Source organism: Pseudomonas sp. A-1 (assembly GCF_004801855.1).
In the GTDB taxonomy this organism is placed as follows: domain Bacteria; phylum Pseudomonadota; class Gammaproteobacteria; order Pseudomonadales; family Pseudomonadaceae; genus Geopseudomonas.
Genome location: NZ_SSTC01000005.1, coordinates 56,462 through 83,401 on the forward strand (window position 1 = coordinate 56,462; position 26,940 = coordinate 83,401).

Sequence of the window (26,940 nt, forward strand, 5' to 3'; positions counted from 1 at the left end):
TCTTATTGGCTGACGATCAAGGTAAACCGCGGCGGCGCCCGGAATCTAGCATCAGGGTCGAGCCGGTCATTGCATCGGCTTCCGGCGCCAGCAGCAGTGACACCGCCCAAGCCACCTGCTCCGGAGTGGTCAGCGCGCCGAGCGACGACTCGGCGCACATCTCCGCCAGCACCGCCTGCGGGTCGATGCCGCGCAGCGCGGCGCGGTCGGCGGCGACGCGGTGCAGGCGCTCGGTGTCGGCCGGGCCGGGGGCGATCAGGTGCGCGGTGATGCCGCGCGGCCCGTAGGCCAGGCTGAGCTGGCGGCTGGCGTTGGCCAGCGCGGCGTTGGCCACCCCGGCCGCCGCGGCGTAGGCGGTGGGCTCGAAGCCGTAGTGGCCGCCGATGGCGACCAGCCGCGAGCCCTTGACCAGCCGGGAATCCACCGCGCGCACCAGGCGCAGCAGGCCGCCGACCTTGATGTTCACCGCATCGACCAGCGCGCTGGTCGGTGCGTCGAGCACGCCCCCGGCCACCGCCACGCCCGGCCCATGCACCACCATGCGCACCGGGCGGTCGACGGCGGCGGCGATCTGGGCGATAGACGCGTCGCTGGCGATATCGGCCACGCAGCCGGTAACGCCGGGATGGCGGCTGGCCAGCGCATCGAGGCTCGCCGCGCTGCGCGCCACCGCCAGCACGTCCAGGCCTGCGGCGCACAGCCGCTCGACTATCGCCTGGCCGAAGGCGCCGGTGGCGCCGACCACCACGGCCAGTTCGTTGCTCGCACTCATGGTCACCTCCATAAACAGCAACGCCGGGCGGGTTGCCCCGTCCGGCGTCATTTTCAGGCGCTCTTCAGCAGCCCGCGCTCCTTGGCCATGGTCATCGCGGTGTCGAGGATCATGTCCTCCTGGCCGCCGATCATCTTCTTGCGGCCCAGCTCGACCAGGATGTCGCGCGCCGGCACGCCGAAGCGCTCGGAAGCGCGCTTGGAGTGCAGCAGGAAGGTCGAGTAGACGCCGGCGTAGCCGAGGGTCAGCGACTCGCGGTCGACGCGCACCACGTGCTCCATCATCGGCACGATGATGTCCTCGGCCACGTCCATCAGCTTGAACAGGTCGACGCCGGTCTCGATGCCCATGCGCTCGCACACCGCGGCGAACACTTCCAGCGGGGTGTTGCCGGCACCGGCGCCGAGGCCCGCTGCCGAGCCGTCGATGCGGCTGGCGCCGGCTTCGATGGCGGCGATGGAGTTGGCGATGCCCATGCCCAGGTTGTGGTGGCCGTGGAAGCCGATCTCGGTTTCCGGGTTGAGCACTTCGCGCAGGGCGCCGATGCGCGCCTTGACGTCCTCGGGCAGCATGTAGCCGGCCGAATCGGTGACGTACACGGTCTGCGCGCCGTAGGACTCCATCAGCTTGCCCTGCCTGGCGATGCCTGCGGCATCGTTGAGGTGGGCCATCATCAGGAAGCCGCTGGTGTCCATGCCCAGCTTGCGGGCGAAGGCGATATGCTGCGGCGAGGTGTCCGCCTCGGTGCAGTGGGTGGCGACGTGCACGCTGCGCGCGCCGCAATCGTAGGCCGACTGCAGTTCCTTCATGGTGCCCAGGCCCGGAATCAGCAGCACCGAGACCTTGGCCTGCTTCATCTGCGCGGCGACCGCGCTGATGTACTCCTCGTTGCTGTGCGGAGCGAAGCCGTGCTGCAGCGAGTTGCCGCCCAGGCCCGCGCCATGGGTGACCTGGATGTAGGGCACGCCTGAGTCGTCGAGGGCGGTGGCGACCTTGACCATCTGCTCGATGCTGATCTGCTCGCGCTTGGCGTGCATGCCGTCGCGCAGGCACATGTCGTGGAGGATGACCTTGCGGCCTTGCAGACTGTTGGACTGGCTCATCATGCGATCTCCACGGCAGGCAGCTGGATCTTTCCGGCGAGGATCTCCTCGGCGAACATCTCGGCGGTACGGGTGGCCGCCGCGGTCATGATGTCGAGGTTGCCGGCGTAGGTCGGCAGATAGTCGCCGAGGCCGGCCACTTCCATGAACACCGCCACCTTGTTGCCGTCGAACAGAGGACCGTTGACCAGCCGATAGCCCGGCACGTACTTCTGCACCTCGCCGATCATCTCCAGGATCGACGCGGTGATGCGCTCCTGGTCCGGCTCCTCGTCGGTCAGGCAGGAGATGGTGTTGCGCATGATCATCGGCGGCTCGGCCGGGTTGATGATCGCCAGCGCCTTGCCCTTGCGCGCCCCGCCGACCTTCTCGATGGCGTTGGAGGTGGTGTAGGTGAACTCGTCGAGGTTGGCGCGGGTGCCCGGGCCGATCGACTTGGACGCCAGACTGGCGACGATCTCGGCATAGCCGACGCTCTGGATGCGCGACACCGCGTGGACGATCGGGATGGTCGCCTGGCCGGCGCAGGAGATCATGTTGACGTTCATCTCCAGTTTCTCTGCGTGCTGGCGCAGGTTCACCGGCGGCACGCACAGCGGGCCGATGGCCGCCGGGGTCAGGTCGATCATCAGCACGCCCAGCTCGTTGAGCTTGCGGCTGTTCTCGGCATGCACGTAGGCGCTGGTGGCGTCGAAGGCGATCTGGATGTTGTCTTCCAGCACGTGCGGCAGCAGGCCGTCCACGCCATCGGCGGTGGTCTTCAGGCCCATCTCGCGGGCGCGCGCCAGGCCTTCGGATTCGGGGTCGATGCCGACCATCCATACCGGCTCCAGCACAGCGCTGCGCTGGATCTTGTAGATCAGGTCGGTGCCGATGTTGCCCGAGCCGATCAGTGCGCAACGGATCTTCTTCATTGCCCCTGCTCCTGCAGTGCGGCGCGCTGCGGCTTGCTCAGCCCGGCGACGTAGAACTCGTGCTCGCGGTGTTCGGTGATCAGGATGCGCACGGTTTCCGGGCTGCAATCCAGGCTGTCGGCGACCGCGGCGGTAACGGCAGCGGCAACGCGCTGCTTCTGCTCGACGGTACGGCCTTCGATCATGTGCATTTCGATGATGGGCATGGGGGTACTCTCCAGATTCTTGTTATTCGGTGAAGCGCATGGATACGGAGCCGAGTTCCTGGAAGCGGGCGACCACGCTGTCGCCCGGCTTGACCGGTACGGCCTCGGTGATCCCGCCGCTCATCACGAAGCTGCCGGCCGGCAGGTTCTCGCCCAGTTCGGCGAGGATGTTCACCAGCATGGCCACCGCCTCGGCCGGATGGCCGAGCACCGCGGCGCTGGCGCCCATGCCGACGATCTCGCCGTTCTTCTCCATCACCACGCCGAGGGTGCGCAGGTCGAGGTCCTCGACGTAACGCGACCGGCCGCCGCCGACGAAGCGCGCCGAGGAGCCGTTGTCGGCGATCACGCTGGCCAGGTCGAACTTGAAGCCGGAGAAGCGCGAATCGATGATCTCCACCGCCGGCAGCACGTAGTCGGTGGCGGCCAGCACGTCTTGCGCGGTGCAACCCGGCCCCTGCAGGGCTTCCTTCATCACGAAGGCCACTTCGCACTCGACGCGCGGGTGCACCAGGTCGGACGTGGAGATCGCCGAGTTCTCCGGGCGCGCCATGCGGTCGGTGAGGAAGCCGATGGAGGGCACGCTGACACCCATCTGCTGCATCTTGGCCTTGGAAGTCAGCCCGGCCTTCCAGCCGACCAGCTTGTGGCCCTTGGCGATGAAGCGGCGGCGCAGCTCGCTCTGTACGGCGTAGCCGTCGGCGATGGTCATGTCCGGGTATTCGTCGGTCAGCTTGGGGATCGCGTAGGCGCGGGTCTGCGCGCCCTCGACGCGCTCGCACAGGCGCACGATGTCCTCGCGGGACAGGGTGATGTTGTTACTCATGCAGCGCTCCTCCCGGAGAATTTCACCCGGCAGCTACCGAGGCCGCCGACCGTGCACACCAGTTCGTCGCCATCGACGACCGGCACCAGCGCCGATTGCGAACCGGAGAGGATCACCTCGCCGGCCTTGAACGGGATGCCCAGCTCGCCGAGGGTGTTGGCCAGCCAGGCCACCGCGTTGGCCGGCGAGCCCTGCACCGCGGCGCCGACGCCGGTGGAGAACAGCTCGCCGTTCTTCTCCAGCACCATGCCGGCCAGGGTCAGGTCCAGCTTGCGCGGGTCGCCCTTGGTCTTGCCCAGCACGTACACGCCGCAGGAGGCGTTGTCGGCCACGGTGTCCTGGATCTTGATCTGCCAGTTGGTGATGCGCGAATCGACGATCTCGAAGCACGGCAGCACGTAGTCGGTGGCGCGGATCACGTCCATCGCGGTGATGCCTGGCCCCTTGAGGTCGTGCTTGAGCACGAAGGCCAGCTCCGCCTCGGCCTTGGGCTGGATCAGCGCGCCGAGGTCGATGGTGTCGCCCTCCTGGTAGACCATGCCCGAGGTGAGGATGCCGAAGTCCGGCTGGTAGACGCCGAGAAAATCCTGCACCGGCTTGCTGGTGGCGCCGATCTTCTTGCCGACCACCGTCTCGCCGGCCTGCAGACGCCGCGCGACGAAGCGCTGCTGGATGCGGTAGGCGTCCTCGATGGTGATGTCCGGCTCGCGGCTCAGCAGCGGCGGCACCGCACGGCGGGCGACGAAGGCCTCGTACAGCTCGTCGCCGTATTGCTCGATCTTGTTGTTGTCCATGTCTCTGTCCCGTGGGGGCGAATACATTCGAATGTCCGGGCCAGCTCATGTAGGGGCGAATTCATTCGCCTTTACCCGATCTCTTGGCGAATGAATTCGCCCCTACAGGCCTGCGGCGCGGCTTACAGCTTCACGCAGACGTTGCGCGTCTCGGTGTAGAACTCCAGCGAGTGCACCCCGCCCTCGCGGCCGATGCCGGACTGCTTGGAGCCGCCGAACGGGGTGCGCAGGTCACGCAGGAACCAGCTGTTGATCCAGGTGATGCCCACCTCGACGCGCGCCGCCATGCGGTGGGCGCGGGCCAGGTCGTTGGTCCAGATGGTGGTGGACAGGCCGTAGACGTTGTCGTTGGCCAGCGCGACCACCTCGTTCTCGCTGTCGAACGGACGGATGTGGCAGCACGGGCCGAAGATCTCCTCGCGCACCACCGCCGCGTCGTCGGACAGGCCGGTCCAGATGGTCGGCTGCACCCAGGCGCCCTCGGCCAGCTCGCCCAACATCTCCGGCACGCCGCCGCCGGTGACCACGGTGGCGCCCTCTTCCACCGCCTTGCGGTAGTAGGACAGCACCTTGTCGCGGTGCTCCTGGCTGATCAGCGGACCGTAGTTGGCGTTGTGATCGTCCGGACGGCCGAACTTGACGCCCTCGGCCTTGACCTTCAGCGCCTGCACGAAGCGCTCAAAGATCGGCCGCTCGACGTAGACGCGCTCGGTGCCCAGGCACACCTGCCCGGAGTTGAGGAAGGCGGAGCGGAAGATGCCGTCCACCGCCGCGTCGAAATCGGCGTCGGCGAACACGATGCCGGCGTTCTTGCCGCCCAGCTCGAAGGACACGTCGCGCATGCCTTCCGACGCGGCCTTCATGATCGCCGCACCGGTACGGGTCTCGCCGGTGAAGGTGATGGCGTTGACGCCCGGATGCTGGGTGAGGAACTCGCCGGCCGAATCCGGCCCGAAGCCGTGCACCACGTTGTAGACACCCTTGGGAATGCCCACGGAATTCATCACCTCGCCGAGCAGCGCGGCGGTCTGCGGCGACTCCTCGGATGGCTTGACCACCACCGTATTGCCGCAGGCCAGCGCCGGGCCGACCTTCCAGGTCATCAGCATGAACGGCGCGTTCCACGGGCAGATCACCCCGATCACGCCCTTCGGTACGCGCATCGAATAGTTGAGCGCGCCGCGACCGTCCGGAGTGGCCATCTGGAAGGATTCGCTGGGCACGTTCTTGATCACGTCGGCGAACACCTTGAAGTTCGCCGCGCCGCGCGGAATGAACACGTGCTTCATCACGTGCGAGGGCTGGCCGGTATCGGCCATCTCGGCCTCGACGAAGTCGTCGAAGCGGCGGGTGATCTCGTTGGCCACGCCGTACAGCAGCTCGACGCGCTGCTCGGTGCTCAGCCCGCCCCACTCGCCGTTGAGCGCGCCACGCGCGGCCTTGACCGCCGCATCCACCTCGCCGCGCCCGGCCTCGGCAATGGAGGCGATCACGCGATTGTCGAGGGGCGAACGCTTGTCGAAACGCTTGCCGCTGGCGGCGGCGACGTACTCGCCGGCGATGAAGTTCTCAATCTTGCGCATGGTCACTCCGCGTTGTTGTTCTGGGGGTGGCCAGCCGTGCGACCGGGGTAGTGAGTCGGGGGCTGGGCCTTGGGAGTGAGCATAAGGAGGGGTGGCGATACCGGCTAATACTTTGTTTCTTTGCTACTAATACCTTAAAGGTATCAGTATGGGCTTGTAACACGCTCAATAGACACGCGAGACCAAAGCATGTAAATAGACATAATTAATAACTGAGAGGAAGCGGCATGAGCAAAGCTTAAAGCTTGCAAATAAATTAATAAACGGCACCACTATTGCCATTCAGGCAAAAAATTCCTCATAGGAAATAGCGAATTTTAATTAAAAGATAAAAACTAAAGCTTTAGCCGAAGAATCCATAACCTTCTGATTCTTCGGCTAATTCGTGAACCGGCTACTCGTACTTGACCCGCTGTACCTCAGCAGTACCTTCTGCGTCGTTCAAGAAATCAATTAACTCACTAAGGATAATCAAGTCGCAAAACTTAGCGCCAGATTCCAGATCTACAAGTACATGTGTAATGCCATGATATTGGCGCTGGTCTGCATTTTCGGGGAGCAAAAGCGAAATAACCCCATACTTTTCTCTATACAGATCACCTGTTTCCCAGGCCACGCACAAATCAATATCCTTGATGTTTTTGTCTTGGCTATCGAAGTCCTCGACAAGCCCGTCAAGTGAAAATTTATACTCCAAAATTCGAGGGGTTGTTATTTTCCCACTCAGAGCATTTGCTGTTTCCTCGGGAACACCAAGAGGATTCGAACCCTCGCCATAAATATAAAGATCAGGTGACAGATCGAATGCTATCTTAAACAAGCCGTCATAGGTGAAGCGCTCGTTTGTTGACATCATGTTGAGCCCGCGAACCACGCCACCAGCAATTAGCTGATGAAATAGCGCTATAACATCCTGCTCGCGCGTAGGAATAGAAGTAATAGACACTCGCTCCACAGGCAAGAAGAAATGCTTACTCTCAAGCTTCAATGGTTGCTGAACTTCGTGAGCAAGCATCTCTTTCTTCCACTCATCAATGGCTAGCTCCCTGACGAGATCGGGCGAAGTACCAGTATTTGCCTTAAGCAAATACCTTACCTTAGAAAGGTGAGCATCAACAATATGTCTAGCCACGCTTTTTGCAAAATCAGTCAATTCTCGGTGAAAACCTTTTCGACCGAGATCAGGCGTATAGTTATCAAAGTGAATCAGGAAGTGAACTTGATGCTGTCGGCCGATATTACGAGCAAGAGGAACAAGCATGGTCTCCCCCTGCGGCATATTGTTTGCCGCTAACTGTATGCCACTAGAAAGAACTTTGGATCTCAATTTAAGAGCATCATTGAATTGAGTCCATAACTTGGCAGTATAACCGAACTCCACGCTAACTGTTGGAGTGTAGCGATCAATGATATCCCTCTCTTCTTCATCTAAAAGATTGGAAAGCAGCGCCTTGAGCTGGCTAGAGCTCCAGCTCTCATGAATAAAATCAAGATTGCTATACTTGTCTGGCATTTTCCTGCCAGGGCCGTACTTGGCATATAGCGCATCTTGAGCTTTAAGCAGCTCATTATACGATGCCTTTTTTGAGGCACTTTCATGGAGCCATGGATACTTTGTTCCAATCTGCTCCACAGTGGTTTCTGTACCTTTTGAAATCACGGCAATTTTTACGCAGACAGAGGAGTCCGGCTTTACGGAACCCAAGCCTGTCTTGATATATAAAATCTTCTGCCAAGTGGCCGCGGTAGTGGCTTGCAACCAACTTAATTGTTTTGGATGCGTAGACCCGTCAAAGCGCACCGTGATAGAAACACCTCTATCAAAGTTAACAAAATCCCCATCTGCAAGGGCCGAGCTGTCTGGCGACACCTTGGGGTTCGACCCGGCCGACTCCTCCTTAAGCCAGTTACGTGCATTTATAATTCGACCAGAAGCTTCAAATCCGGGAATTTTTGTAGTCACACGCATATAGTTGAAACCATAGGCAACATAGGTGGCACCAACCCCTTTGTGTCCACGCGTATTTCCAGATTTGAAAGAAAAATTCGGGGCAAGAAACTGCTCAAACTGCTCCTTGTCCAGGCCAATTCCGTTATCGCTCACCGTAAGCGAATTCTCATCAAGATCCAATCGGATATTAATCCGAGGCGCATAGTCCTTAGCCGCCCCGGCAGAAACCTCGAAATTGGCACGAGCCTCAACGGCATCTAGAGCATTCTGGATAAGCTCACAGAATGGATCATACCAACCAACATAAGAGCTCAGAATGTTATTAATTTCGCGCCGCAATGCGCCGAAAGCGGCATCACTGACTTTGGTATTCTTGAATTCCAATGGATCAAATGGCGAGAAGCTCATGGCATACGTCCTATATGCAGTGATTTTTCACAATGATAACCTATAGAACCTACCACACGAAACGTTCAAGCCGAAAAAGGGCAGATTTTATTTTCGCACTTGCTCCTGATTACACGGCATGAGGCTCAGCTCCAAGGAGTCACCCTCCCGCTGAGCACAGCACAATGGGACTATCATTGTCTTATCTGGCTACTGTGCTGGCATGCCTATGTCGCAGCACCCTAAACATCGGGGGAAGATCCACGATGGGGAGCACAAGCCTTCACCCCAGCGGTACCAGAGAGTCGCAGCCCGACCCGAAGCTGACCTCAGCGACCAAGAATCAAGCCCCCGGCGCTGTGCCGCGTCACGAGTACCGCGCAGTCGCCCTGTTCATTGGCGGCGCCGGCGACAAGAAGTCCTACTACCTCGCCGGCCCCTACCGCAACATCGCCTACGCGCTGGACGCCTTGGATCAGCGTATCGAGTAAGCCGGGTTGGCGAACGGCTACCAGTCGCTCTATCTGGGCTATCACGAGGTATGGAGCACATCCGCCATCGGCCGGCTGGTGGCTGCCGAGATCCACGACAAGACCACGCCCATCTATATCGTCGGCCACAGCCTCGGCGCCTGGAGCGGCGCGCATCTGTCGCAGCGGCTAACTGAGTGGGGCTATCGGGTGAAGATGCTGATGACCCTGGACCCGGTGGGTTCGGGGCTGCTGGTGCGTCTGGGCTCGCGGATTCCCTACCACCGCCTGGTGCCGCGTAACAGCTGCTGGATCAACGTGCGCGCCGAGCCGGGGCGGCCTCCACAACTGCTTGCTGTCGACTAGCGTTCATTCATCAGCAACGCGACCACGAACCCAGCTTGAGCGATGCGCGCCAACGATCGGTTGCGGGCCTCAACAACGCCAGGTGAGGTGAGAGATGACCCGGCTCGCAACACAACAGGTCACGCTGGCCCTGGCGGCCACACTGGCACAGGCACTGGCACTGGCACTGGCACTGGCACTGGCCGGCTGCGCTGGTGGTGGTCGCGGCGCGGTTGTGAAATACCCGACGCTCGACGGCGCCAAGCCCCTGATCATCGGCCACCGCGGCGCTCCCGGTTACCGGCCGGATCACACCCTGGAAAGCTACCGGAAGGCCATCGAACTGGGCGCCGACTTCATCGAGCCCGACCTGGTGGCGACCAGGGACGGCGTACTGGTGGCGCGGCATGAACCGAACATCACCGAGACCACCGACGTGAAGTCGCGGCCCGAGTTCGCCAGCCGCAAGACGCTGAAGACGGTCGATGGCTTGGAGCAGGAAGGCTGGTTCGTCACCGACTTCACCCTTGCCGAACTCAAGACCCTGCGCGCCATCCAGCCCTTCACCGACCGAAATCAGTCGTTCAACGGCCAGTTCTCGATTCCCACCTTCGACGAGGTGCTGGACCTCGCCCGCAGCGAGAGCGCGCGCTTGGGGCGCAGCATCGGCGTGTACCCCGAGACCAAGCACCCGACCTGGCATGCCAGCCAGGGGCTCAGACTCGAGGACCGCCTGCTCGCCACCCTCGCCCGCTATGGTTACACCAGCAGGACCTCGCCGGTGATCCTGCAGTCCTTCGAGGTGGGCAACCTCAAGTACCTGCGCGGCAAGACGCAGCTGCGCCTGGTGCAGCTGGTGGATGCCGACGACGTCAACGCCGATGGCAGCATGCGGCTGGACCCGCCATTCGACAGGCCCTACGACTTCACGGTGGCCGGCGACGCCCGCACCTTCGCCAGCCTGCTGACGCCCGAGGGTCTCAAGGAGATCCGTACCTACGCCGACGGCATCGGCCCGTGGAAGCCTTATCTGGTGCCATCGCGGCTGCTGGACGCCAACAACGACGGCCAGCCGGACGATCTCAACGGCGACGGCCAGATCGACATACGTGATCGGGTGCTGCTGCCGGCCAGTGACGTAGTAAAGCACGCCCATGCCGCCGGTCTGTTCGTCCACGCCTACACCTTCCGCAGCGAGCCCAGGTGGCTGGACTCCGACTACCGGGGCGACCCCATGGCGGAATACCGGCTGTTCTACAGCCTGGGGGTGGACGGGGTGTTCAGCGAGTTTGCCGACCATGCCCGGGCCGCGCGCGACCGCTGATCCGCCTGCTGCAGCAGGTTGCCACCGCCCAAGGCGGCGCTCGTGGATCGGGGACCCGCGTCTTGACCTCACCAGCCCCAATACTGATGGCCACGGCTCTGTCCCACGTGCTCGCCGCTCCCTGAGCCTTGCCCGATGGGACTATCATGGACTGATCCGGCCGCTGCACTGCGCCACGCTGGGCGCGGGGCATGAAACGTCCGGGGAGGATCCATGATGGGCAGCCCAAGCCTTGATCCCAGCGGAACCAGACAGTCGCGGACCGACCCGACGCTGACCTCTGCGGCCAAGGACCGAGGCCCCGGAGCTACTCTCCCTGAGCGCCGAGCGGTCGCACTGTTCATCGGCGGCGCCGGCGACAAGAAGTCCTATTATCTCGCCGGCCCCTACCGCAACATCGCCTACGCGCTGGACGCCTTCGACCAGCGCATCGAGGAGGTCGGGCAGCTGGACGGCTATCAGTCGCTCTACCTCGGCTATCACGAGGTATGGAGCGCGTCGGCCATCGGCCGGTTGCTGGCGGCCGAGGTGCATGACAAGAGCACGCCGATCTATATCGTCGGCCACAGCCTCGGTGCCTGGAGCGGCGCGCATCTGTCGCAGCGGCTCAGCGAATGGGGCTATCGAGTGGAGATGCTGGTGACCCTGGACCCGGTGGGTTCGGGACTGCTGGTGCGGCTGAGCTCGCGGATTCCCTACCACCGGCCGGCGCCGCGCAGCCACTGCTGGATCAACGTGCGTGCCGAGCCGGGGCGGTCGAACGCTTCGGACCTGGTGGCGCAGCTGGGGCGCAAGTGGCATGTCGCCGGCGAGCCGGACATCGACGAGGCAGTGGACACCAATCATGCCAATGCCTGGGCGCTGTTCTGCAATCCGCTGCACGATGGCCGCTCGGCCGCCGACCGCATGTTCGAGTCGATTGTCGGCCTGTTGTGCGGCTGATCGCGGCTATACGGTTCACCGGAAAAGCAATTCCCGGCTTCGAACGTGGCTCCACGCACACTTGTGCTAGGGAAAATATTTCCCTAGCATCCAGACCATGGCCATCGTACACAACGATCGCAACTGGAAGATCAAGATCTACCCGGACGACCACGCGCCGCCGCACTTCCATGTGCAGACGCCCGACGGCGAGTCGCTGGTGGAGATCGACGGACTCAAGGTGCTCGGCAAAGGCGCCGAGCCCAAGGCCCTCAAGGCAGCCCTGGCGTGGGCGGCGCAGCATACCGCTGAGCTGCAGCAGGTATGGGACGAGCAGAACCGGAGGAACTAGACCATGACCAGCAAAGTCCGCATCCACAGCGTGAAGCCCGTTGCCGGCCAGCATGCACTGCAGGTCGAGTTCAGCAACGGCAAGCGCTACACCGTCCAGTTGGCCGAGCATATCCGCAGCTTCTCGGTGCTCAAGCCGCTGGAAGATCTGGAGCTGTTCCACATGGCTCAGGTCGGCGAATGGGGCTTCGATGTGACCTGGGGCGACGACCTCGAGCTGGCTGCCACCACCCTGCACCGCCTGGCGCTGGAGCAGGCCGGTGAGGTGATGCCGACCCAGGCCTTCAAGCGCTGGCTGGCCGCCAACCAGCTCTCGCTGAGCACGGCGGCCGTCGAGCTGGGTTTCAGCCGGCGCACCATCACCGCCTACAGCAGCGGCGCGGCGCTGATCCCCAAGCATGTGGCTCTGGCCTGCAAGGGTTGGGAATACGAGCACAAGGCCATGGCTGCCAAAGGCGAAGGCAAGAAGGCACGTCACGCCGCCGGCTGATGTCTGCGACCCCGAGTTCTGCTGCGGATCTGTTCATCGATGGCGCCGGTTCGGCGTCACTTCAGACGTGCCACCTGCTCGGCGATCACCACATGGATGATGCTGCGCAGGCAGCGCAGCTCGCCGGCAAAGGTGGCCGCCAGTTCCGGGCGCTGGGCGATCAGTTCGGCATTCTCCCGTTCGACCTGTGTGTAGAGCGCCTGCGCCTCGCTGGCGATCTTGCCCTTCAGGCTGTCCAGCAGTCGCACGACCGTGGCCGGCTTGATGCGCATGGCCTCCCCCGCTTCCAGCAGGCACTGGCGGTCGATCTCGGCGATTCCCGCCCGCCCCTGCAGCGGCCAGGCCATGCTGGTCGCGGCCGGCCAGCGGGACTGGCCGAACGCCGGGGTGTCGTACACGGCGGTGCAGATCAGGTCGTAGAACGGCGCCAGCTGGATGCCGGCGCGGGACACCAGGAAGCTGAGGTTCTTCAGGTGGGCGTCGGTGTTGCCCACCAGCACGTTGAACACCAGCCACTGGAACAGCGCCGTGCGCGCCACCGCCGTGCTGCGGCAGGCGGCTGCCAGTTGATCCAGCCGGCCCACGCTGCCTTCGAGGTACTTGTAGGCCGCGCTCAGCCCCAGCACCTGGCAGGCGTCGATGCTGTGCAGGCGGCGCCAGCCTTCGGCATCCTGCTGGCGGTCGAAGCGTTCGATCAGGTACACCGGCTGGGGCACGTAGCGGCGCTCCACTCCTGGCACCGTAAGGCCGAGCCGGCGGGCCAGGGTCATGACGAACCACTCGTTGATCACCGAGTGCGCGTAGGACGGATGCGGATGGTCGGGCTTGAGGATATGCGTCGAAGGAGTGCGCCCGGCCGGCTCGAACAGCTGGCCGTCCTGCAGCACCACCGCCAGCTTGTGCTGGGCGCCGGCCAGCGACATGCGCTTGAGCGCGCCTTCGACCAGCGGAACACTGGGCATGGCGGCGATGCGCGCGCTCAGGTCGGCATCGTGCAAGGGCCGCAGGCCGCCCTCGGCCTGTTCGGCTCCCGGCGGCAGCAGGGTCAGCGAGCCGGCGGATTCCGCCCCGTAGTGGCCGAGCAGGCCGAAGGCATCGGCGCCATTCACCCGGGCGGCGTTGGCCAGCAGCACCCGCTGGCCCTCCTCGGGCAGCAGGTTGTCGAAGTACCACTGCACCGGCCGCCGCGTGCTGCCGTCCTGCTGCTCCCCGGCCTGCAGCGGCAGGTCAGGACACAGGGCGAAGCGGCCGGGCGTCTCCAGCCAGGCCGGCGCATAGCGGAACGACCAGATGCCGTCGCGGTCGCTCAGGGTGCCGATCTGCTGGTGGTCGATCCAGGCCAGTAGCGTGCGCTCCATCAGCGATCCCCCTCAGGCCCGGCCTTCTTCGCGCGCTGCCTGCGGGCGTGCATCTGCTGCGCGGCAGCGAGCTGGTCGGCCGCTTCGTCGGGGACATCGAGGATCACCCGCACGCCCAGTCCTTCCAGCACCTGGAACAGCTTGCCCCATTGCACGCTTTCGCCGCCGCTCTCGACCTTGCCCATGAACGACTCGCTGACGCCGATGCTGCCGGCGGCATCGTCCTGGCGGATGGACTGGGCCTTGCGGCTGGCCCGCACTACGGGGCCGATGGCGTCGGCGGAATCGAGTTCGATGTGCATGGTGAAATCCCTGTGATTGCAAGGATTTCCGGCAAACGCAGGGGTAGCCTGCGGCCAATCCTTGTGATCGCAAGGATTTCATGTCGAAAACGGCTGGACAAGAGAAAATCCATGCGGTCGCACGGATTTTCTCTATTCAAGCGATGGAGTGTGGTGAATTCCTTGCGATCACAAGGATTATAGATCGGCGCGGGCGGTGGATGGCCCAAGACGCGCTCACGCGCACCTCGGCCGTACCTGCTCAGCCCGGCATCTTCGCAAAGTGCGGCAGGTCGTCCAGCGGCTTGCCCCACGGCTGGGCGCTGTCGCAGTAGATGTGCATGGTGGGGCTGACGGCGGCCGGGTCGTCGAGGCTGGCGGCGCGGACGAACTGCAGGTCGGGCAGCACGGCCACGTCCGAGAAAAGCGGCGAGCCGCAGTCGGGGCAGAAGTGGCGGACCACCGGGTGGCCGCTGTCGCCGGCGGTGGCGTAGGTGCTGGTCGGCCCTTTGTGGCGGAACTGGGCGCGCGGTACGGCGAATATGGTGGACATGGCGGCGCCGCTGGCGCGCTGGCAGTCGCGGCAATGGCAGTGGGCGACGATGACCGGCTCGGCCGCAGTTTCGTAGCGCACTGCGCCGCAGGCGCAGCCGCCTGCAAGTTTGCTGTCACTCATCCTGTCTTTCCTTTTGCAGAATTCAAAAAAACCGGCCGCCCGTGGGCGGCCGCAAAGGGTGACTCAGATCGCCTTGAACAACGGGCTGCGCACCTGCTGGGCATCGGCCGCCGAGATGAACTTCTCGGTGTAGATGTCGCGCTCGAACAGGCGGCCCTGCATCAGGGTAGTGATGCAGGAGTCGATCATCAGCGGCGGGCCGCACAGGTAGGCCTTGTGGCCGCGGAAGTCGTTGGCGAAGTATTCCTTGGCCGCCTCGTGGACGAAGCCGCGGAAGCCCTGCCAGCCGCTACCTTCCGGCTCGTGGGAGAGCGCCGGCACGTACTTGAAGTTGGGGTGCCGTTCGGCCAGGGCGAGGAATTCGTCGTGGTAGTACAGCTCGTCGCGGTTGCGCTGGCCGTAGATCAGGGTGATCGGCTTTTCAAAGCCTTCGGCCAAGAGGTCGAGGATCATCGAGCGCGGGCTGGACAGCCCCGAGCCGCCGGCCATGAAGATCACCGGCACGTCGGCGGACTTCTTCACGAAGAAGCGTCCGTAGGGGCCGCTGATGGTCAGGCGGTCGCCGACCTTGAGCTGTTCGTGCACGTAGGTGGTGCCGCTGCCGCCGGGAACGATGCGGATGTTCAGCTCGATCTCGCCGCCTTCTTGCGGCGCGTTGGCGATGGAGAAGGCGCGGCTGCCGATGCCGTTGGGCAGCTCCAGGTTGACGTACTGGCCGGCCTGGAAGTGCATGCCCTCCGGGGCGTCGAGCTTGAGCCAGATGCCCTTGATGGTCGGCGTCAGGCTCTCGATGCGGCTGACGACACCCGGGAAGTCGCGCACCGGCAGGTTCTCGGCGTCCGGGTCTTCCTCGATCTCGGCCTCGATGGTCACGTCGCTCTGCACGGTGGCGCAGCAGGCCAGGCACTTCTGCTCCTCGCGCTCGAAGTCCATCAGGGCGAAGCTGGAGGCTTCGCCGTGGTCGATCTCGCCGTCGGTGACCTGCACCTTGCAGGTGGCGCACAGGCCGTGGCAGCAGGCGTGCGGCAGGTAGATGCCGGCGCGCAGCGCGGCGTCGAGGATGGTCTGGCCTTCCTCGATCTCGATGGTCTGGCCCAGCGGCTCGATGGTCAGTTCGTAGCTCATGACGCGCCCTCCCCTCAGTTCGCCGGCACCAGGCTGTTCAGGCCCGGGGTACGCATGCGCAGCTGTTCCTTGTGGCCGATGCCGTTGGCGGCCAGGCTGGCGGCGAAGTCCGGCACCCAGGGTTGGCCTTCCTTGAGCCACTCGACCTTGCTCCAGTCGAGGGCGGCGGTGTCCGGGTCGGCCTGCAGCAGCGGCAGCAGGTGGCTTTCGATCAGCTCGCCGAAGGTGGCCTGCGGCGGCAGGCAGAACATGATGGGGGCACAGATCAGCAGGTGGTAGTCCCAGCTGATGAACACCAGTTGCTTGCCGTGGAAGTTCTCCACGCGGTCGCGGGGGATGCCGACGTATTCTTTGCGGGCGACTACGGTCATGTTCGTGTTCCTTCTTGTTGTTCTGGCTTGAGCGCCCTCTCCCTCAAGGGAGAGGGAGCAAAGCAGTTACTGGTTGGACGTGGCCTGGGTGCGCCACTGCTCGAAGTTCTGGCGGTCCTGGGAGGTGGCGTAGTCGCCGTTGTCCTGGCCATCCTTGAGGAACACCCAGTCCATCCACGCGCCGAGGTCGCCCTTGAGCTCCTGCATCAGCCCCGGCATCGGCAGCCAGGCCTGGACGTACTTCTCCGGCTCGTTGTCGAACACGTCCTTGCAGCCGTCGGAGCAGAAGTGGTAGCGCTCGCCCTGGTACACCGACTCGCGGTGGCAGGTCAGGGTCGGGTCGCCCGGCTCGGTGAACAGGGTCGGCAGCTGGCAGCACTGGCACAGCTTGGGCAGGCCGAAGTTGTTGAACGGCGCGCCGGTGGCGGCTTCGTGCTTCTTGATGTGCTCCCAGCGCGGACGGTAGTACTTGTCGAAGGTGGTCGGGTACTTCTTCGACAGCCAGTCCATGTCCTCGTCGGACGGGATCCACACGTGGAAGGAGGTGCCGAACTTCCACTGGTAGAGGCCGAGCATCAGCTGGTGGGACATGTGGTCGATGGCCTCTTCGGCCTGGTCCCAGCCCTTGGGCGCGCGGATGCCGTAGCGGGCCAGGTCCTTGAACAGCGCGGTGCCGTTCTCGATGCCGTAGATGTTCCAGGCCTCGCGCCAGGACATCACGCGCTTGGGCAGCATGTAGTCCATCATGGTGCTGACCAGGCTCAGCACGCGGATGCCGCGCCAGAACCACTTGTCGATCCAGGCCTGGACGATCGGCAGGTTGTCCGGGTCCTGCTCGAGCATGAACTTGATGCACTCGAGGCCCAGGGTCATGTGCCGCGCCTCGTCGGACTGCGCCGAGAAGCCGAAGGTGACGGTGGCCATGTCGCCGTTGTAGGCGGCGCCGGACATGAACGGCACGAACAGCAGGTTGGTCAGTACGTATTCGAAGCTGAAGCCGATGGCGATCATGAATTCGAACGGGCCGGCGGACATGGCGTCGTCGAAGAACGAGCGGGCCACCGAGGTGTACCAGATGCGGTCGCGCTGTTCGGCGAAGGCGTGGAAGCCGTTGTAGAACTTGTTGTAGTTGGACAGCGCGTGGATCTGCGTCTGCGCGTGGCGCAGCTCGTCGATGGCCTGCATCTGGCAGGCGACCTGGGTGCCGATGCCGGGGAATTCGCGGCCGACGCGGGCGAAGCCCTTGTGCGCGCTGTACTCGGCGGGGCTGATGGCCTGCAGGAACACCTTGAGCGCCGACAGGTAGCGGGCGTCGGTGATGTTCAGGTGGCCGTTGTTCTGCGCGTGGGCGTCGATGATCGCGTAGAACTTGCGCTCTTTCTCGGCCTGGTACTTCCAGTAGGCGTCCATGGTCAGGCGGAAGGGGTCTTCCCACTTGTCCCAGTCGTGGATCTTGATGCCTTCGTACTGCACGTAGGGGAACACTTCTTCCTTGGTGCGGTAGGTCGGCTCCCAGCCCAGATCGCGGGTGAACAGCTTGTACTTTTCTTTCAGGCTGAGCTTCTTGGCGGCGGTTTTCATGTCCATGGCGGAGTCCTCTCTCAGCTGTTCCAGGTCAGGGTCAGGGTGTCTTCGTCTTCGTCGACGTTGCCTGACAGCGTGATCAGGTTGATCTGCAGTTCCTGCAGATCGAAGCTGCGGCCGAGCTGCTCCTCGATGGTGTCCTTGCGGATCACCAGGCGGTTCGGCGCGTCGATCTTGACCATCGCCGGCTCGCGGTTGACCACGGCATTGGGGTTGTCGATCTCGATCGCCTCGATGATCGGGCGGGTGTCTTCGTTGGCTTGCAGGGCAATGAATACGGTGGACATGGGTGAGCCTCTCAGAGCGCGATGCCGGTTTTTTCGATGCGCGCCTTGAAGGCGGCCACTTGTTCGCTGACCAGATCGTCGGCTTCGGCGCCGAACACCTGCTCGACCACCGGCAGCAGTGCCGATGCGGCGCGGCACTTCCAGGCGTTGATCCACTCCTGCAGCTGGGCGCGGTTGGCCTCGGACTCGCCGGCGGCGACCTTGAGCACGGCATCCACCCACTTCCTGGTTTCGTCGAACCAGTCGGTCATGAACTGGGTGAGCATGGCCACCGAGGAAGCGCCACGGCTGGCCAGGTTCTCATCGACAATGCGCTCGTAGACCAGCGGATAGAGCAGGCCGTCGAGGGCGACGTTCTGCGCGACGAACAGCTCGAACGGATCGCGCAGCGCCAGGCAATCCTCGACGTAGCGGCGCAGCGGCTGCCAGGCCTCGCCGTCGAGCCAGGCGGCCTTGCCGGCTTCCAGCGCCTCGGTGCCGCCGAGCAGCAGGCCCAGGCGCGACAGGTACTGGGCGATGCCCAGGTTGTCCATGGCGTGGTAGATGCACGGCTGGGTGAAGGTGGTGCCGTAGCCGTAGCCGCAGATGAAGGTGTTGTTCTGGTTGGCGCCCCAGGCGGCGTGGCGCAGCGGCACCAGCAGGTCGAGAGCGATCTGGCGCAGCTCGGCCGGCAGCAGGTCGGTCAGGCCGCGGCTTTCGACGAAGCTGAAGTTGGCCTCCATGCTGTCCTGCTGGCGGGCGCGGGCCAGGGTGTAGGTGCTGTAGTAGAACTGGCGCGGGTCCTTGAGGGCGTACCAGTCCTGCATGACGATCCTGGTGATGCCGGTGTCGTACAGCGCCTGCTCCGGGTCCCAGGTCGGCCGGTAGTGCAGGTTCTCGGCGGCCTGGATGTCGTAGCTGCCTTCCTGGTAGCGCGAGGCCGGCTTGTCGCCGAAGCGGCGGGCCAGGTGGTCGAAGGTCTGGCGCAGCGGCTGGATGCTCACCGTGCGAAGGTCGATTTGCATGGGCTTTCTCCTGCCGGCGCTGCGCGAGACGCAGCGCCGTTCTTGTTGTTCTTGTGGTTCGTCAGGCTTTGAAGCGGGTCTGGGTGGCGTCGGCGAGGCTCCAGGCCCAGTCGTTCGGCTCGTCCGTCCCTGCGCCCTCCTCCTTCGGCGGCAGCATCTGCACCCGGTTGGCCGCGCAGAACTCGGCGAAGGCCTCGGGAGTGAGGATCATCTCCACGGTCAGGTCGGGCTCGCCGATGGCGAAGTCGAACTCGATGAAGCCTCCTGCGCGCTCGCCGGTCACGCGCACCCAGCGCTGCCGGGTGTCGAGGTCGGCCGGCACCATTTCCACCAGTTGCTCGGGACGGTTCATGGCCGACCTCCTCAGGTCACAACGGTGAGGAAGGTTTCGTGCAGCTTGCGCTGCGGGTAGTCGAGGCCCTGGCCGAAGTTGTCGAAGGTCCAGGTGATCGGCTCGTAGTCGGGGTACGGCTGGTAGCCGCCCATGAAGGTCTCGAAGCGGTTGCCGGAGGGGTCCCAGGCGTAGATGGTGCAGCCGCGGGTGACGCCGTGGCGGGTCGGGCCGATGTCGACGTTGACCAGGTTCATCGACATGATGTCGCCGGCGCGCAGCACCTGCTCCCAGCTCTCCATCAGGAACGAGCAGTGGTGCAGCTTGCCCGGCTCCGGGTATTCGGCGAAGGCGATGTCGTGGACCTTGTGCGAGCAGGACAGCCAGATCGCCGCGTTGCCCTCACCGTCCGGGGTGAGCACGCGCTCGACCAGGTAGAAGCCCAGCACCTCGGTGAAGATCTTCTGCACTTCGGCGACGTTCGGCCCGTACAGCAGGGCGTGATCGAGGCGCACCGGGCCGATGCCGTGCTCGCGGGCCTGGGTCCAGGGGGCGGGGTTGACCAGGCCGGCGCCGTTGCCGACGGCGGTCTTCTCGGCGTACAGCTCGATCAGGTGGCCGGAGGGCAGCTCGAAGCGCACACGCTCGCCGGTTTCCAGCAGCTCGCCGGCGGGGATGCGGGTGGTGGTCAGGCCGTAGGCCTGGAGGTCGGCGTCGAGCTGCTCGAGGGTGGCCTTGTCGAGCACCTTGAAGCCGAAGAAGTCGATCCCGGCGCTGTCGGCCTCGCGGATCACGTAGCTGTGGTGGTCGCGCTCGTCCCAGCACTTGAAGTAGACGCGACCCTGCGCGTCGCGGCCGGTTTCCACCAGGCCCAGCACGTCGCGGTAGAAGCGGACGCTTTCCTCGAGATTCAGCACGCGCACCTGGGCATGGCCCGGCCGCAGCACACCTGTCATCGCCATTTGTTGTCTCCATTATTTGGCTTGATGCGGTTTGGTTGCCTGTCCGGTTGGTGATGCTGTCCGGGCAGACGGTCTTGCTATCGACGCCAGATACATTGCAGGGGCGATGCCAACTTTCCCAACTCATTGATTTACAAGGGTTTAACTGCAAATCCGGGTGACCGGAGCGAACGGCTGGCATGACGCTTTTGTCCTGCGGCCTGTTTCGCCTTACAAAAGCGTAAAGGTGCAGCGCAAAAAAATGCGGGTATCTGCAGGCAGTTGACGGGACGTGGAGCGCGCAAGGGAGCGGAGTGTGCGGAGAAGATGCGCTCCGGACGCTGGCAGGCCGGCAGTCGAGTCCGGAAAAGGCCGTCTACCGCGGGTTCCGGACGCCAGCGCCGAGCAGCGGCGGCATGTGCTGTACGTTTTGGTCACGCCAAACGGGGGTAAGCGCCTGATGTTTGTGTCCGGCGTGGCGGTAGGACTTGCGTAGGGTGCGCCGTGCGCACCGGGAAACCGGCGAGTTCCATGGTGCGCATGGCGCACCCTACACAGCGCCCGGTACGCTGGCCGCGCCTGCCGCCCTGTAGTAGCTTCGGTTGCCAACCATTTCCCAGGGAGGACAGTCATGGCCAGCAAAGAAGAAATCGCCGCGTTCATCGCCACCGAGTTCCCGCAGACCAAGTGCATGGTGGAGAAGGTCGGCGACGGCGGCGCCACGGTCTGGCACCCGGTCGGTCACGACGAGCTGCGCCCCGGCGGCACGGTTTCCGGGCCGGTGCTGATGAGCATCGCCGACGTCGCCCTGTACGTGGCGATCCTCGGCGAGATCGGCATGGTGCCGATGGCGGTGACCACCAACCTGACCGCCAACTTCCTGCGCAAGCCGTCGGGAGAGAAGAACATCGTCGGCGTCTGCAAGTTGATCAAGGTCGGCAAGACGCTGGTGGTCGGCGAGGTCTCGCTGTACTCGGAAGGCTCGGAGGATGCGGTGGCGCACGTGGTCGGCACCTACTCGATCCCGCCGCGCCGGGAGTGATGGACTGGCGCCTTTCCGAGGCCGGAAAGGCGCGCCGAATCCCTGTCAGCTGCTGGCTTCCTGCGCGCACGCCCCCGCCTCGCCGCCCGCCTGCTTCAGTCGATAGGCCAGCTGCCGGCGGGTGATGCCGAGCAGGCGCGCGGCGTGGGTGAGGTTGCCGCTGGCGCGGCGCACGGCCAGCTCCAGCAGGCGGTTCTCGTGGGCCTGCAGGTCGAAGTCGTCGTCGAGCAGGGTCTCGTAGAGCTGCTCGCGCCTCGCCTCCCTGACGTTGCCCACCTGACCCTGGCGATCGACGGGGGCGCCGGGCGGTGTCGCCGGCGTGCTGCCGGCGAACAGGTGCTCCAGCTCGATCTGCCCGCCCGAGGGCGCCAGCAGCACGGCGCGTTCGATGAGGTTCTCCAGCTCGCGCACGTTGCCCGGCCAGTCGTAGGCCATCAGCGCCTGCAGGGCGCGGTCGGTGGGGCCCTTGAGGTGCTTGTGGTAGACCGGGGCGTACTTCTCCAGCAGCGCGGTGACCAGGATCGGGATGTCCGCCTTGCGCTCGCGCAGCGGCGGGATCGCCACCGGGTAGGTGGCCAGCCGGTAGTAGAGGTCGGCGCGGAAGCGCCCCTCGGCGATGGCCCGCTGCAGGTTGACGTTGGTGGCTGCCACCAGGCGCACGTTGACCTTGCGGCTCTTGTCGTCGCCCAGGCGCTCCACCTCGCCGGTCTGCAGCACGCGCAGCAGCTTGACCTGCGCCGAGGGCGACAGGTCGCCCAGCTCGTCGAGGAACAGGGTGCCGCCGTCGGCGCGCTCGAAGCGGCCGGGGCGCGACTGCTGGGCGCCGGTGAAGGCGCCCTTCTGCACGCCGAACAGCTCGGACTCGATCAGGTCGTTGGGGATCGCCGCGCAGTTGACCGCCACGAACGGCTGGGCGGCGCGGTCGCTGTTCTCGTGCAGCCACTGGGCGAAGACTTCCTTGCCGACGCCGGTCTCGCCGAGCAGCAGCACGGTGATCGGGCTGCGCGCCGCCTTGCTGAGCAGGTCGAAGGCGGTGCGGAAGGCCGGCGAGCTGCCGACCAGGCGCCCGGGCGGCAGCTGCTCGCGCTGGCGGCCGCGCAACTGCCAGAGTTCCTGCTGCAGGTCCTGGAACGAGGTGTCGGCCTCGGTCGGCCGGCAGTATTCGAGGTAGGGATCGTCGCCCCAGGCTTCCGCCGGCTTGCCGACCATCACGCAGTGGTGGTCGCCGCGGCAGGTGCACTGGGTTTCCTTGAACACGATGAAGCGTTTGAAGAAGCGGCTGGTGTAGCCGGAGGCATAGCCGGACATGCTCCAGCAGGCGACCTCGTCGCCGGTGCCGAACTGCTGCAGGTGGGACTCGGCTTCCCAGGAGTTGGTGCACTCCACCTCGCCGAAGAAGCTGCCCTGCTCCCAGTCGATCTGCGCCTCGGTGACGGTGGACTTGACCAGGCCCTCGAAGGCGTGCAGCACCGGGCCGATCTGGAACACGTCGAAGTTGTCGCCCGCGCCGAGCAGCTTGGAGGCCAGGTCGGCATCCTGCTGGCCGGCCGCGAAGCCGATGCGGAACAGCAGGCCGCGGGCCCGCTTGGCGCCGAGCGAGTCGAACAGCTCGCGGCGCAGCGCGCCGAGGGCCTTGGCGTGGAGCAGGAGCATGCGGCTCTCGTCCAGCCAGATCTGGCCGTTGTCGATGTCGAAGCGCAGTCTCGAACGCAGATTGAAGCGCTCGATCAGGCGTTGTCCTCCCATGAATCCTCTCCCCCTGGCCGGCTCGCGGGCGGGCAGGTACTGCGGGGTGGCAACCCCTCCTGCCCGGCTCTTGGCCGGCTTTGTCGTGATGGTCCCGTGTGGAAGCGGGACAGGCGGCCGACAACTTAAGTCATCGGCCGCCCGGATGCCACTAGCGCTTGGTCAGACCAGGGCCGCCCCTACAACGGGATCAGGCTGCAGCAGCCTGCTTTGGACGCAGCAGGAAGTGCGCCAGCGCCGGCAGCAGGATCAGCGCACCGAGCATGTTCCACACGAACATGAAGGCCAGCAGGATGCCCATGTCGGCCTGGAACTTGATCGGCGACCAGGCCCAGGTGGCGACGGCGATGCCCAGGGTGATGCCGGTCAGCACCACCACCTTGCCGGTGAAGATCAGCGCCTTGTAGTAGGCCTCGGACAGGCTCATGCCCTCCTTGAGGCGCGCCAGGGTCACCGTCATCACGTACAGCGCGTAGTCAACGCCGATGCCGACGCCCAAGGCGATCACCGGCAGGGTGGCCACCTTGACGCCGATGTTCAGCCAGACCATCAGCGCCTCGCAGAGCACCGAGGTGATCATCAGCGGCACCACTGCGCAGACCACCGCGCGCCAGGAGCGGAAGGTGACGAAGGCCAGCACGATCACCGCGGCGTAGACCAGGAACAGCATCTGCACGTTGGCCTTCTTCACCACGATGTTGGTGGCGGCCTCGATGCCGGCGTTGCCGGCGGCGTTGAGGATGCGGATCTCCTCGCTGCCGTACTGCGCGGCGAAGGCTTCCACGGTGCTGACCACGCTGGTCAGGGTGTCGGCCTTGTGGTCCTTGAGGTAGGCGTAGACGGTCAGCAGGTCGCAGTTCTGGTTGAACATCTCGCGCGGGGCGCGGGTGATGATGGCGTTGAGCATGTCCTGCGAGCGCGGCATCTCGAACCACTTGAGGCTGCCCTCGTTCATCCCGGCATTGGCCACCTTGGCCAGGCCGGCCAGCGAGCTGGTCGCCTCGACGCCCGGCAGCTGCTGCAGCTCGCGCTCCAGGGCGTCCACCGTGCGCAGGGTGCTGTAGTGGGCGCAGGCGTACTGCGGCGTCTTGACCATGACGATGAACACGTCGCTGCTCGCCGCGTAGTTGGCGACCATGAAGGCGTTGTCCTGGTTGTAGCGCGAGTCGGCGCGCAGCTCCGGGGCGCCCGGGTCGGTGTCGCCGATCTTCAGCTGGAAGCTGACCATCAGGCCGAACACGCCCATCGCCAGGCCCAGCGCCACCGCCAGCCCCGCCCACGGGGTGCGGGTGAACAGGTCGAGGAAGGCCCAGAACGGGTGCTTCCTGTGCTCGGTGTCGTTGGCTTCCTGCAGCTCGGCCCGCAGGCTGCGCTGGGCGGCGACCGGGCTGACGCCGGTGTACGACAGCAGGATCGGCAGCAGCACCAGGTTGGTGAAGATCAGCACGGCCACGCCGATGCTGGCGGTGACGGCCAGGTCCTGGATCACCTGGATGTCGATCACCATCAGCACCGCGAAGCCTACCGCGTCGGCCAGCAGTGCGGTCATGCCGGCGAGGAACAGGCGGCGGAAGGTGTAGCGCGCCGCCACCAGCTTGTGGGTGCCGCGGCCGACGTCCTGCATGATGCCGTTCATCTTCTGCGCGCCGTGGCTCATGCCGATGGCGAACACCAGGAAGGGCACCAGCACCGAGTACGGGTCCAGCTCGTAGCCCAGGGTCGGCAGCAGGCCGAGCAGCCAGACCACCGCGATCATCGAGCAGGCCACCACCAGCAGGGTGCTGCGCAGGCAGCGGGTGTACCAGTAGAGCACCGCGGTGCAGATGACGATGGCGGCGGCGAAGAACAGCATCACCTGGCGCAGGCCGTCGATCAGGTCGCCCACCACCTTGGCGAAGCCGGTGACGTGGATGGCGATCTTGTCCGACTGGTACTTGCCGCGGATCTCTTCGATGCGCTGCGACAGCGCGTGGTAGTCGATGCGCTCGCCGGTCTCGGCGATGCGCTCCTGCAACGGCACCAGCACGATGCTCGACCGGTAGTTGCCCGCCACCAGCTGGCCGATCTCGCCGGATCGCTCGACGTTGATGCGCACCTGCTCGAGGCTTTCCGGCGAGCCGTCGTAGTCGTCGGGGATCACCGGGCCGCCGTCCAGGCCGTCCTCGGTCACCCCGGTCCAGCGTACCGCTGGCGCCCACAGCGACTTCATGTACGGGCGGTCGACGCCGGGCAGCAGGAACACCTCGTCGTTGATCTTGCGCACGGTGTCGAGGTACTCGGCATCGAAGATGCTGCCCTCCTTGGCTTCCACCGCGATGCGCAGGGTGTTGCCCATGCCGGCCAGCTGCTTGCGGTTCTCCAGGAAGTTGGCGATGTACGGATGGCCGGTGGGGATCATCTTCTCGAACGCCGCGTTGAGCGACAGGCCGAGCGCCTGGTAGCCCAGCACCAGGGTGGTGAGCAGGCAGACGACCACGATCGCCAGGCGGTTGTTGAACAGCAGCCGCTCGGCGAGGATTCCGGAGCGCTGATCGAACTCCTTGAGATCGCTGATCACCGCTTCGGCGGGGAGGGACTGGACGTGGCTCATCATTTGACTCCCGAAACATTGATCCCGGAAACACGTTCTCCGGAAGCCAGGGCATCCGGCTCGACGCGGGACAGCCCGCGCGCGCTGGACAGGATCAGCGCGCCGTCGGCGGCTTCGGCGATGCCGGTCAGGCCGGTGCCCGGCTGCACCGCCAGGGCAACGAAGCTGCGTGCGCTGTCGGTGCTGCGCAACAGGCGGCCGCTCTCGTCGGCAAGCAGCACGGAACCATCCTGCAGGCGCCGCCCGGCGCTCACCGTCACCGGCTGGCCGAGCCTGACCTGCTGCCAGCTGGCGCCGCCATCCTCGCTGCGCCAGGCGTTGCCGCGCAGGCCGAAGGCCAGCAGCGCATCGCCGCCGAGTTCGAGCGCGCCGAAGAAGGTGCCGCTGTAGGGGGTACGGATCTCGGCGAAGCTGGCGCCGCCGTCGACGGAGCGCAGCAGCGCACCCTGTTCGCCGGCGATCAGCAGTGAACTGCCGTCGATCTGGATCTGATAGAGGTGCTTGCCGCGCGGGTTGGGGATCTGCCCGACCAGCGACTGCCAGCTCTTGCCGCCGTCGACGGTCTGCAGGGCGATGCCGTAGGCGCCGACCACGTAGCCGCGCAGCTCGTCGCGGAAACGCACGCCGAGGAACGGCTTGTCCGGGCCGTCGGCGACCAGGTACTCGGCGCTGCGCAGCGCCGCGGCAGCGCCCTCCTCGCCGGCGTCGGCGCGGCGCTTGGCATCGTCGCGAATGATCAAGGCAGCCTGGTTGCCGTCGAGCTGGCGCTGCCAGGTCTCGCCGCCATCGGCACTGGCAAGCACCACACCGCTATGGCCCACTGCCCAGCCGTGAGTGGCGGAGACGAAGTGCACGTCGGTGAGCGTCACGCTCACCGGCACGCTCGTGGACTGGCGCCAGGAGCGCCCGGCATCGTCGGAGAGCAGCACGGTGCCGCGCTCGCCCACCGCCACCAGCCGGTTGCCGGCGCGGGTCACGGCCAGTTGCAGGCTGTGCAGGGCGCGGGCGCTTTCCCGCGCAGGGAGATCGAGCAGGTCAGGGACAGTAGCCGGGCCTGCGGCCTGGGCAACCGCCGACAGACAGGTCAGGGAGAGAATGGCGGCGGCCAGTGCCGATCGCCGGCGTAGCGGATTGAGCGATTGCATGGTGCTTACTCGAAACCGACCC

At 64.9% G+C, this 26,940-nt stretch carries 28 protein-coding genes; 7 read left to right on the forward strand and 21 right to left on the reverse strand.

The annotated features are described in order from the left end of the window. Positions 1-16: 16 nt before the first annotated feature. From E5198_RS02295 to E5198_RS02330, 8 genes are all read right to left on the reverse strand, one after another. Positions 17-772: an SDR family NAD(P)-dependent oxidoreductase gene (locus E5198_RS02295; protein WP_136488395.1), complete on the reverse strand. Its 756-nt coding sequence runs from the start codon at positions 770-772 to the stop codon at positions 17-19. 53 nt (positions 773-825) lie between these two features. Next, on the reverse strand, positions 826-1,878 hold the full coding sequence (dmpG, locus tag E5198_RS02300; RefSeq protein ID WP_178084036.1) for a 4-hydroxy-2-oxovalerate aldolase: 1,053 nt from the start codon (positions 1,876-1,878) through the stop codon (positions 826-828). Beyond that, positions 1,875-2,789, reverse strand: coding sequence for an acetaldehyde dehydrogenase (acetylating) (locus tag E5198_RS02305; protein WP_136488397.1), 915 nt, complete (start codon positions 2,787-2,789; stop codon positions 1,875-1,877). Before E5198_RS02305 ends, dmpG begins: the two co-directional genes overlap by 4 nt. Beyond that, positions 2,786-2,995 (reverse strand): tautomerase family protein, encoded by a 210-nt coding sequence (locus E5198_RS02310; protein WP_136488398.1) that lies wholly within the window; start codon positions 2,993-2,995, stop codon positions 2,786-2,788. Before E5198_RS02310 ends, E5198_RS02305 begins: the two co-directional genes overlap by 4 nt. Before the next feature lie 22 nt (positions 2,996-3,017). Then, positions 3,018-3,821, reverse strand: coding sequence for a 2-oxo-3-hexenedioate decarboxylase (gene dmpH / locus E5198_RS02315; protein ID WP_136488399.1), 804 nt, complete (start codon positions 3,819-3,821; stop codon positions 3,018-3,020). Further along, positions 3,818-4,615 carry a 2-oxopent-4-enoate hydratase gene (dmpE, locus tag E5198_RS02320; protein ID WP_136488400.1) on the reverse strand — a complete coding sequence of 266 codons (798 nt, stop codon included), beginning with the start codon at positions 4,613-4,615 and terminating at the stop codon, positions 3,818-3,820. The genes dmpH and dmpE overlap by 4 nt, the downstream gene beginning before the upstream one ends. 122 nt (positions 4,616-4,737) lie before the next feature. Beyond that, positions 4,738-6,198, reverse strand: coding sequence for a 2-hydroxymuconic semialdehyde dehydrogenase (locus E5198_RS02325; protein ID WP_136488401.1), 1,461 nt, complete (start codon positions 6,196-6,198; stop codon positions 4,738-4,740). Between the two features lie 394 nt (positions 6,199-6,592). Next, positions 6,593-8,557, reverse strand: coding sequence for an ATP-binding protein (locus tag E5198_RS02330; protein WP_136488402.1), 1,965 nt, complete (start codon positions 8,555-8,557; stop codon positions 6,593-6,595). A gap of 338 nt (positions 8,558-8,895) precedes the next feature. Here E5198_RS02330 and E5198_RS21900 point away from each other — a divergent pair, with 338 nt between their 5' ends. The 6 genes from E5198_RS21900 to E5198_RS02355 all read left to right on the forward strand — a co-directional run bounded on the left by E5198_RS21900 (position 8,896) and on the right by E5198_RS02355 (position 12,437). Further along, positions 8,896-9,027, forward strand: a complete 132-nt coding sequence (locus tag E5198_RS21900; RefSeq protein WP_256658937.1) for a hypothetical protein — start codon at positions 8,896-8,898, stop codon at positions 9,025-9,027. 6 nt (positions 9,028-9,033) lie between these two features. After that, positions 9,034-9,372 (forward strand): hypothetical protein, encoded by a 339-nt coding sequence (locus tag E5198_RS02335; protein ID WP_136488403.1) that lies wholly within the window; start codon positions 9,034-9,036, stop codon positions 9,370-9,372. Between the two features lie 94 nt (positions 9,373-9,466). Continuing rightward, entirely contained in the window at positions 9,467-10,675 is a 1,209-nt protein-coding gene (locus E5198_RS02340) for a glycerophosphodiester phosphodiesterase (RefSeq protein WP_136488404.1), read from the forward strand. 213 nt (positions 10,676-10,888) lie between these two features. Beyond that, the gene (locus tag E5198_RS02345; protein WP_136488405.1) at positions 10,889-11,617 is read left to right on the forward strand and encodes an alpha/beta hydrolase; all 729 of its coding nucleotides are present in this window, start codon (positions 10,889-10,891) and stop codon (positions 11,615-11,617) included. A gap of 97 nt (positions 11,618-11,714) precedes the next feature. Beyond that, positions 11,715-11,948, forward strand: coding sequence for a DUF4160 domain-containing protein (locus E5198_RS02350; protein WP_136488406.1), 234 nt, complete (start codon positions 11,715-11,717; stop codon positions 11,946-11,948). Between the two features lie 3 nt (positions 11,949-11,951). Continuing rightward, positions 11,952-12,437 carry a DUF2442 domain-containing protein gene (locus E5198_RS02355; protein WP_136488407.1) on the forward strand — a complete coding sequence of 162 codons (486 nt, stop codon included), beginning with the start codon at positions 11,952-11,954 and terminating at the stop codon, positions 12,435-12,437. Between the two features lie 56 nt (positions 12,438-12,493). On the opposite strand, the gene E5198_RS02360 is transcribed toward E5198_RS02355, so the two are convergent. The 10 genes from E5198_RS02360 to E5198_RS02405 all read right to left on the reverse strand — a co-directional run bounded on the left by E5198_RS02360 (position 12,494) and on the right by E5198_RS02405 (position 20,416). Next, a complete protein-coding gene (locus tag E5198_RS02360) occupies positions 12,494-13,795 on the reverse strand; it encodes a HipA domain-containing protein (protein ID WP_136488408.1) in 1,302 nt (433 codons plus the stop codon). Then, positions 13,795-14,097, reverse strand: a complete 303-nt coding sequence (locus E5198_RS02365) for a helix-turn-helix domain-containing protein (RefSeq protein ID WP_136488409.1) — start codon at positions 14,095-14,097, stop codon at positions 13,795-13,797. Before E5198_RS02365 ends, E5198_RS02360 begins: the two co-directional genes overlap by 1 nt. 241 nt (positions 14,098-14,338) lie before the next feature. Then, positions 14,339-14,752: a GFA family protein gene (locus E5198_RS02370; protein ID WP_136488410.1), complete on the reverse strand. Its 414-nt coding sequence runs from the start codon at positions 14,750-14,752 to the stop codon at positions 14,339-14,341. A gap of 63 nt (positions 14,753-14,815) precedes the next feature. Next, positions 14,816-15,877, reverse strand: a complete 1,062-nt coding sequence (locus E5198_RS02375; protein WP_136488411.1) for an NADH:ubiquinone reductase (Na(+)-transporting) subunit F — start codon at positions 15,875-15,877, stop codon at positions 14,816-14,818. A gap of 14 nt (positions 15,878-15,891) precedes the next feature. Further along, positions 15,892-16,248 carry a phenol hydroxylase subunit P4 gene (locus tag E5198_RS02380; RefSeq protein WP_136488412.1) on the reverse strand — a complete coding sequence of 119 codons (357 nt, stop codon included), beginning with the start codon at positions 16,246-16,248 and terminating at the stop codon, positions 15,892-15,894. Positions 16,249-16,314: 66 nt separating this feature from the next. After that, a complete protein-coding gene (locus tag E5198_RS02385) occupies positions 16,315-17,835 on the reverse strand; it encodes a YHS domain-containing protein (RefSeq protein WP_136488413.1) in 1,521 nt (506 codons plus the stop codon). Positions 17,836-17,849: 14 nt separating this feature from the next. Beyond that, positions 17,850-18,119: an MmoB/DmpM family protein gene (locus E5198_RS02390; protein WP_090347990.1), complete on the reverse strand. Its 270-nt coding sequence runs from the start codon at positions 18,117-18,119 to the stop codon at positions 17,850-17,852. 11 nt (positions 18,120-18,130) lie between these two features. Next, the gene (locus tag E5198_RS02395; protein ID WP_136488414.1) at positions 18,131-19,123 is read right to left on the reverse strand and encodes an aromatic/alkene monooxygenase hydroxylase subunit beta; all 993 of its coding nucleotides are present in this window, start codon (positions 19,121-19,123) and stop codon (positions 18,131-18,133) included. A 61-nt stretch (positions 19,124-19,184) separates the two neighbouring features. After that, complete coding sequence (locus tag E5198_RS02400; RefSeq protein ID WP_178084037.1) at positions 19,185-19,475, reverse strand: phenol hydroxylase subunit; 291 nt, start codon at positions 19,473-19,475, stop codon at positions 19,185-19,187. Positions 19,476-19,486: 11 nt separating this feature from the next. Continuing rightward, the gene (locus E5198_RS02405; protein ID WP_136488415.1) at positions 19,487-20,416 is read right to left on the reverse strand and encodes a catechol 2,3-dioxygenase; all 930 of its coding nucleotides are present in this window, start codon (positions 20,414-20,416) and stop codon (positions 19,487-19,489) included. Positions 20,417-21,026: 610 nt separating this feature from the next. Between E5198_RS02405 and E5198_RS02410 the strand changes: the two genes are divergently transcribed. Then, positions 21,027-21,437: a PaaI family thioesterase gene (locus tag E5198_RS02410; protein ID WP_136488416.1), complete on the forward strand. Its 411-nt coding sequence runs from the start codon at positions 21,027-21,029 to the stop codon at positions 21,435-21,437. Positions 21,438-21,482: 45 nt separating this feature from the next. Here E5198_RS02410 and E5198_RS02415 read toward each other — a convergent pair whose 3' ends face one another. The 3 genes from E5198_RS02415 to E5198_RS02425 form a co-directional block, all read right to left on the reverse strand. Continuing rightward, on the reverse strand, positions 21,483-23,183 hold the full coding sequence (locus E5198_RS02415; RefSeq protein ID WP_136488417.1) for a sigma-54-dependent Fis family transcriptional regulator: 1,701 nt from the start codon (positions 23,181-23,183) through the stop codon (positions 21,483-21,485). Positions 23,184-23,373: 190 nt separating this feature from the next. Continuing rightward, positions 23,374-25,773, reverse strand: a complete 2,400-nt coding sequence (locus tag E5198_RS02420; RefSeq protein WP_136488418.1) for an RND family transporter — start codon at positions 25,771-25,773, stop codon at positions 23,374-23,376. Then, on the reverse strand, positions 25,773-26,918 hold the full coding sequence (locus E5198_RS02425; protein WP_136488419.1) for a YCF48-related protein: 1,146 nt from the start codon (positions 26,916-26,918) through the stop codon (positions 25,773-25,775). The genes E5198_RS02420 and E5198_RS02425 overlap by 1 nt, the downstream gene beginning before the upstream one ends. Between the last annotated feature and the right edge of the window lie 22 nt (positions 26,919-26,940).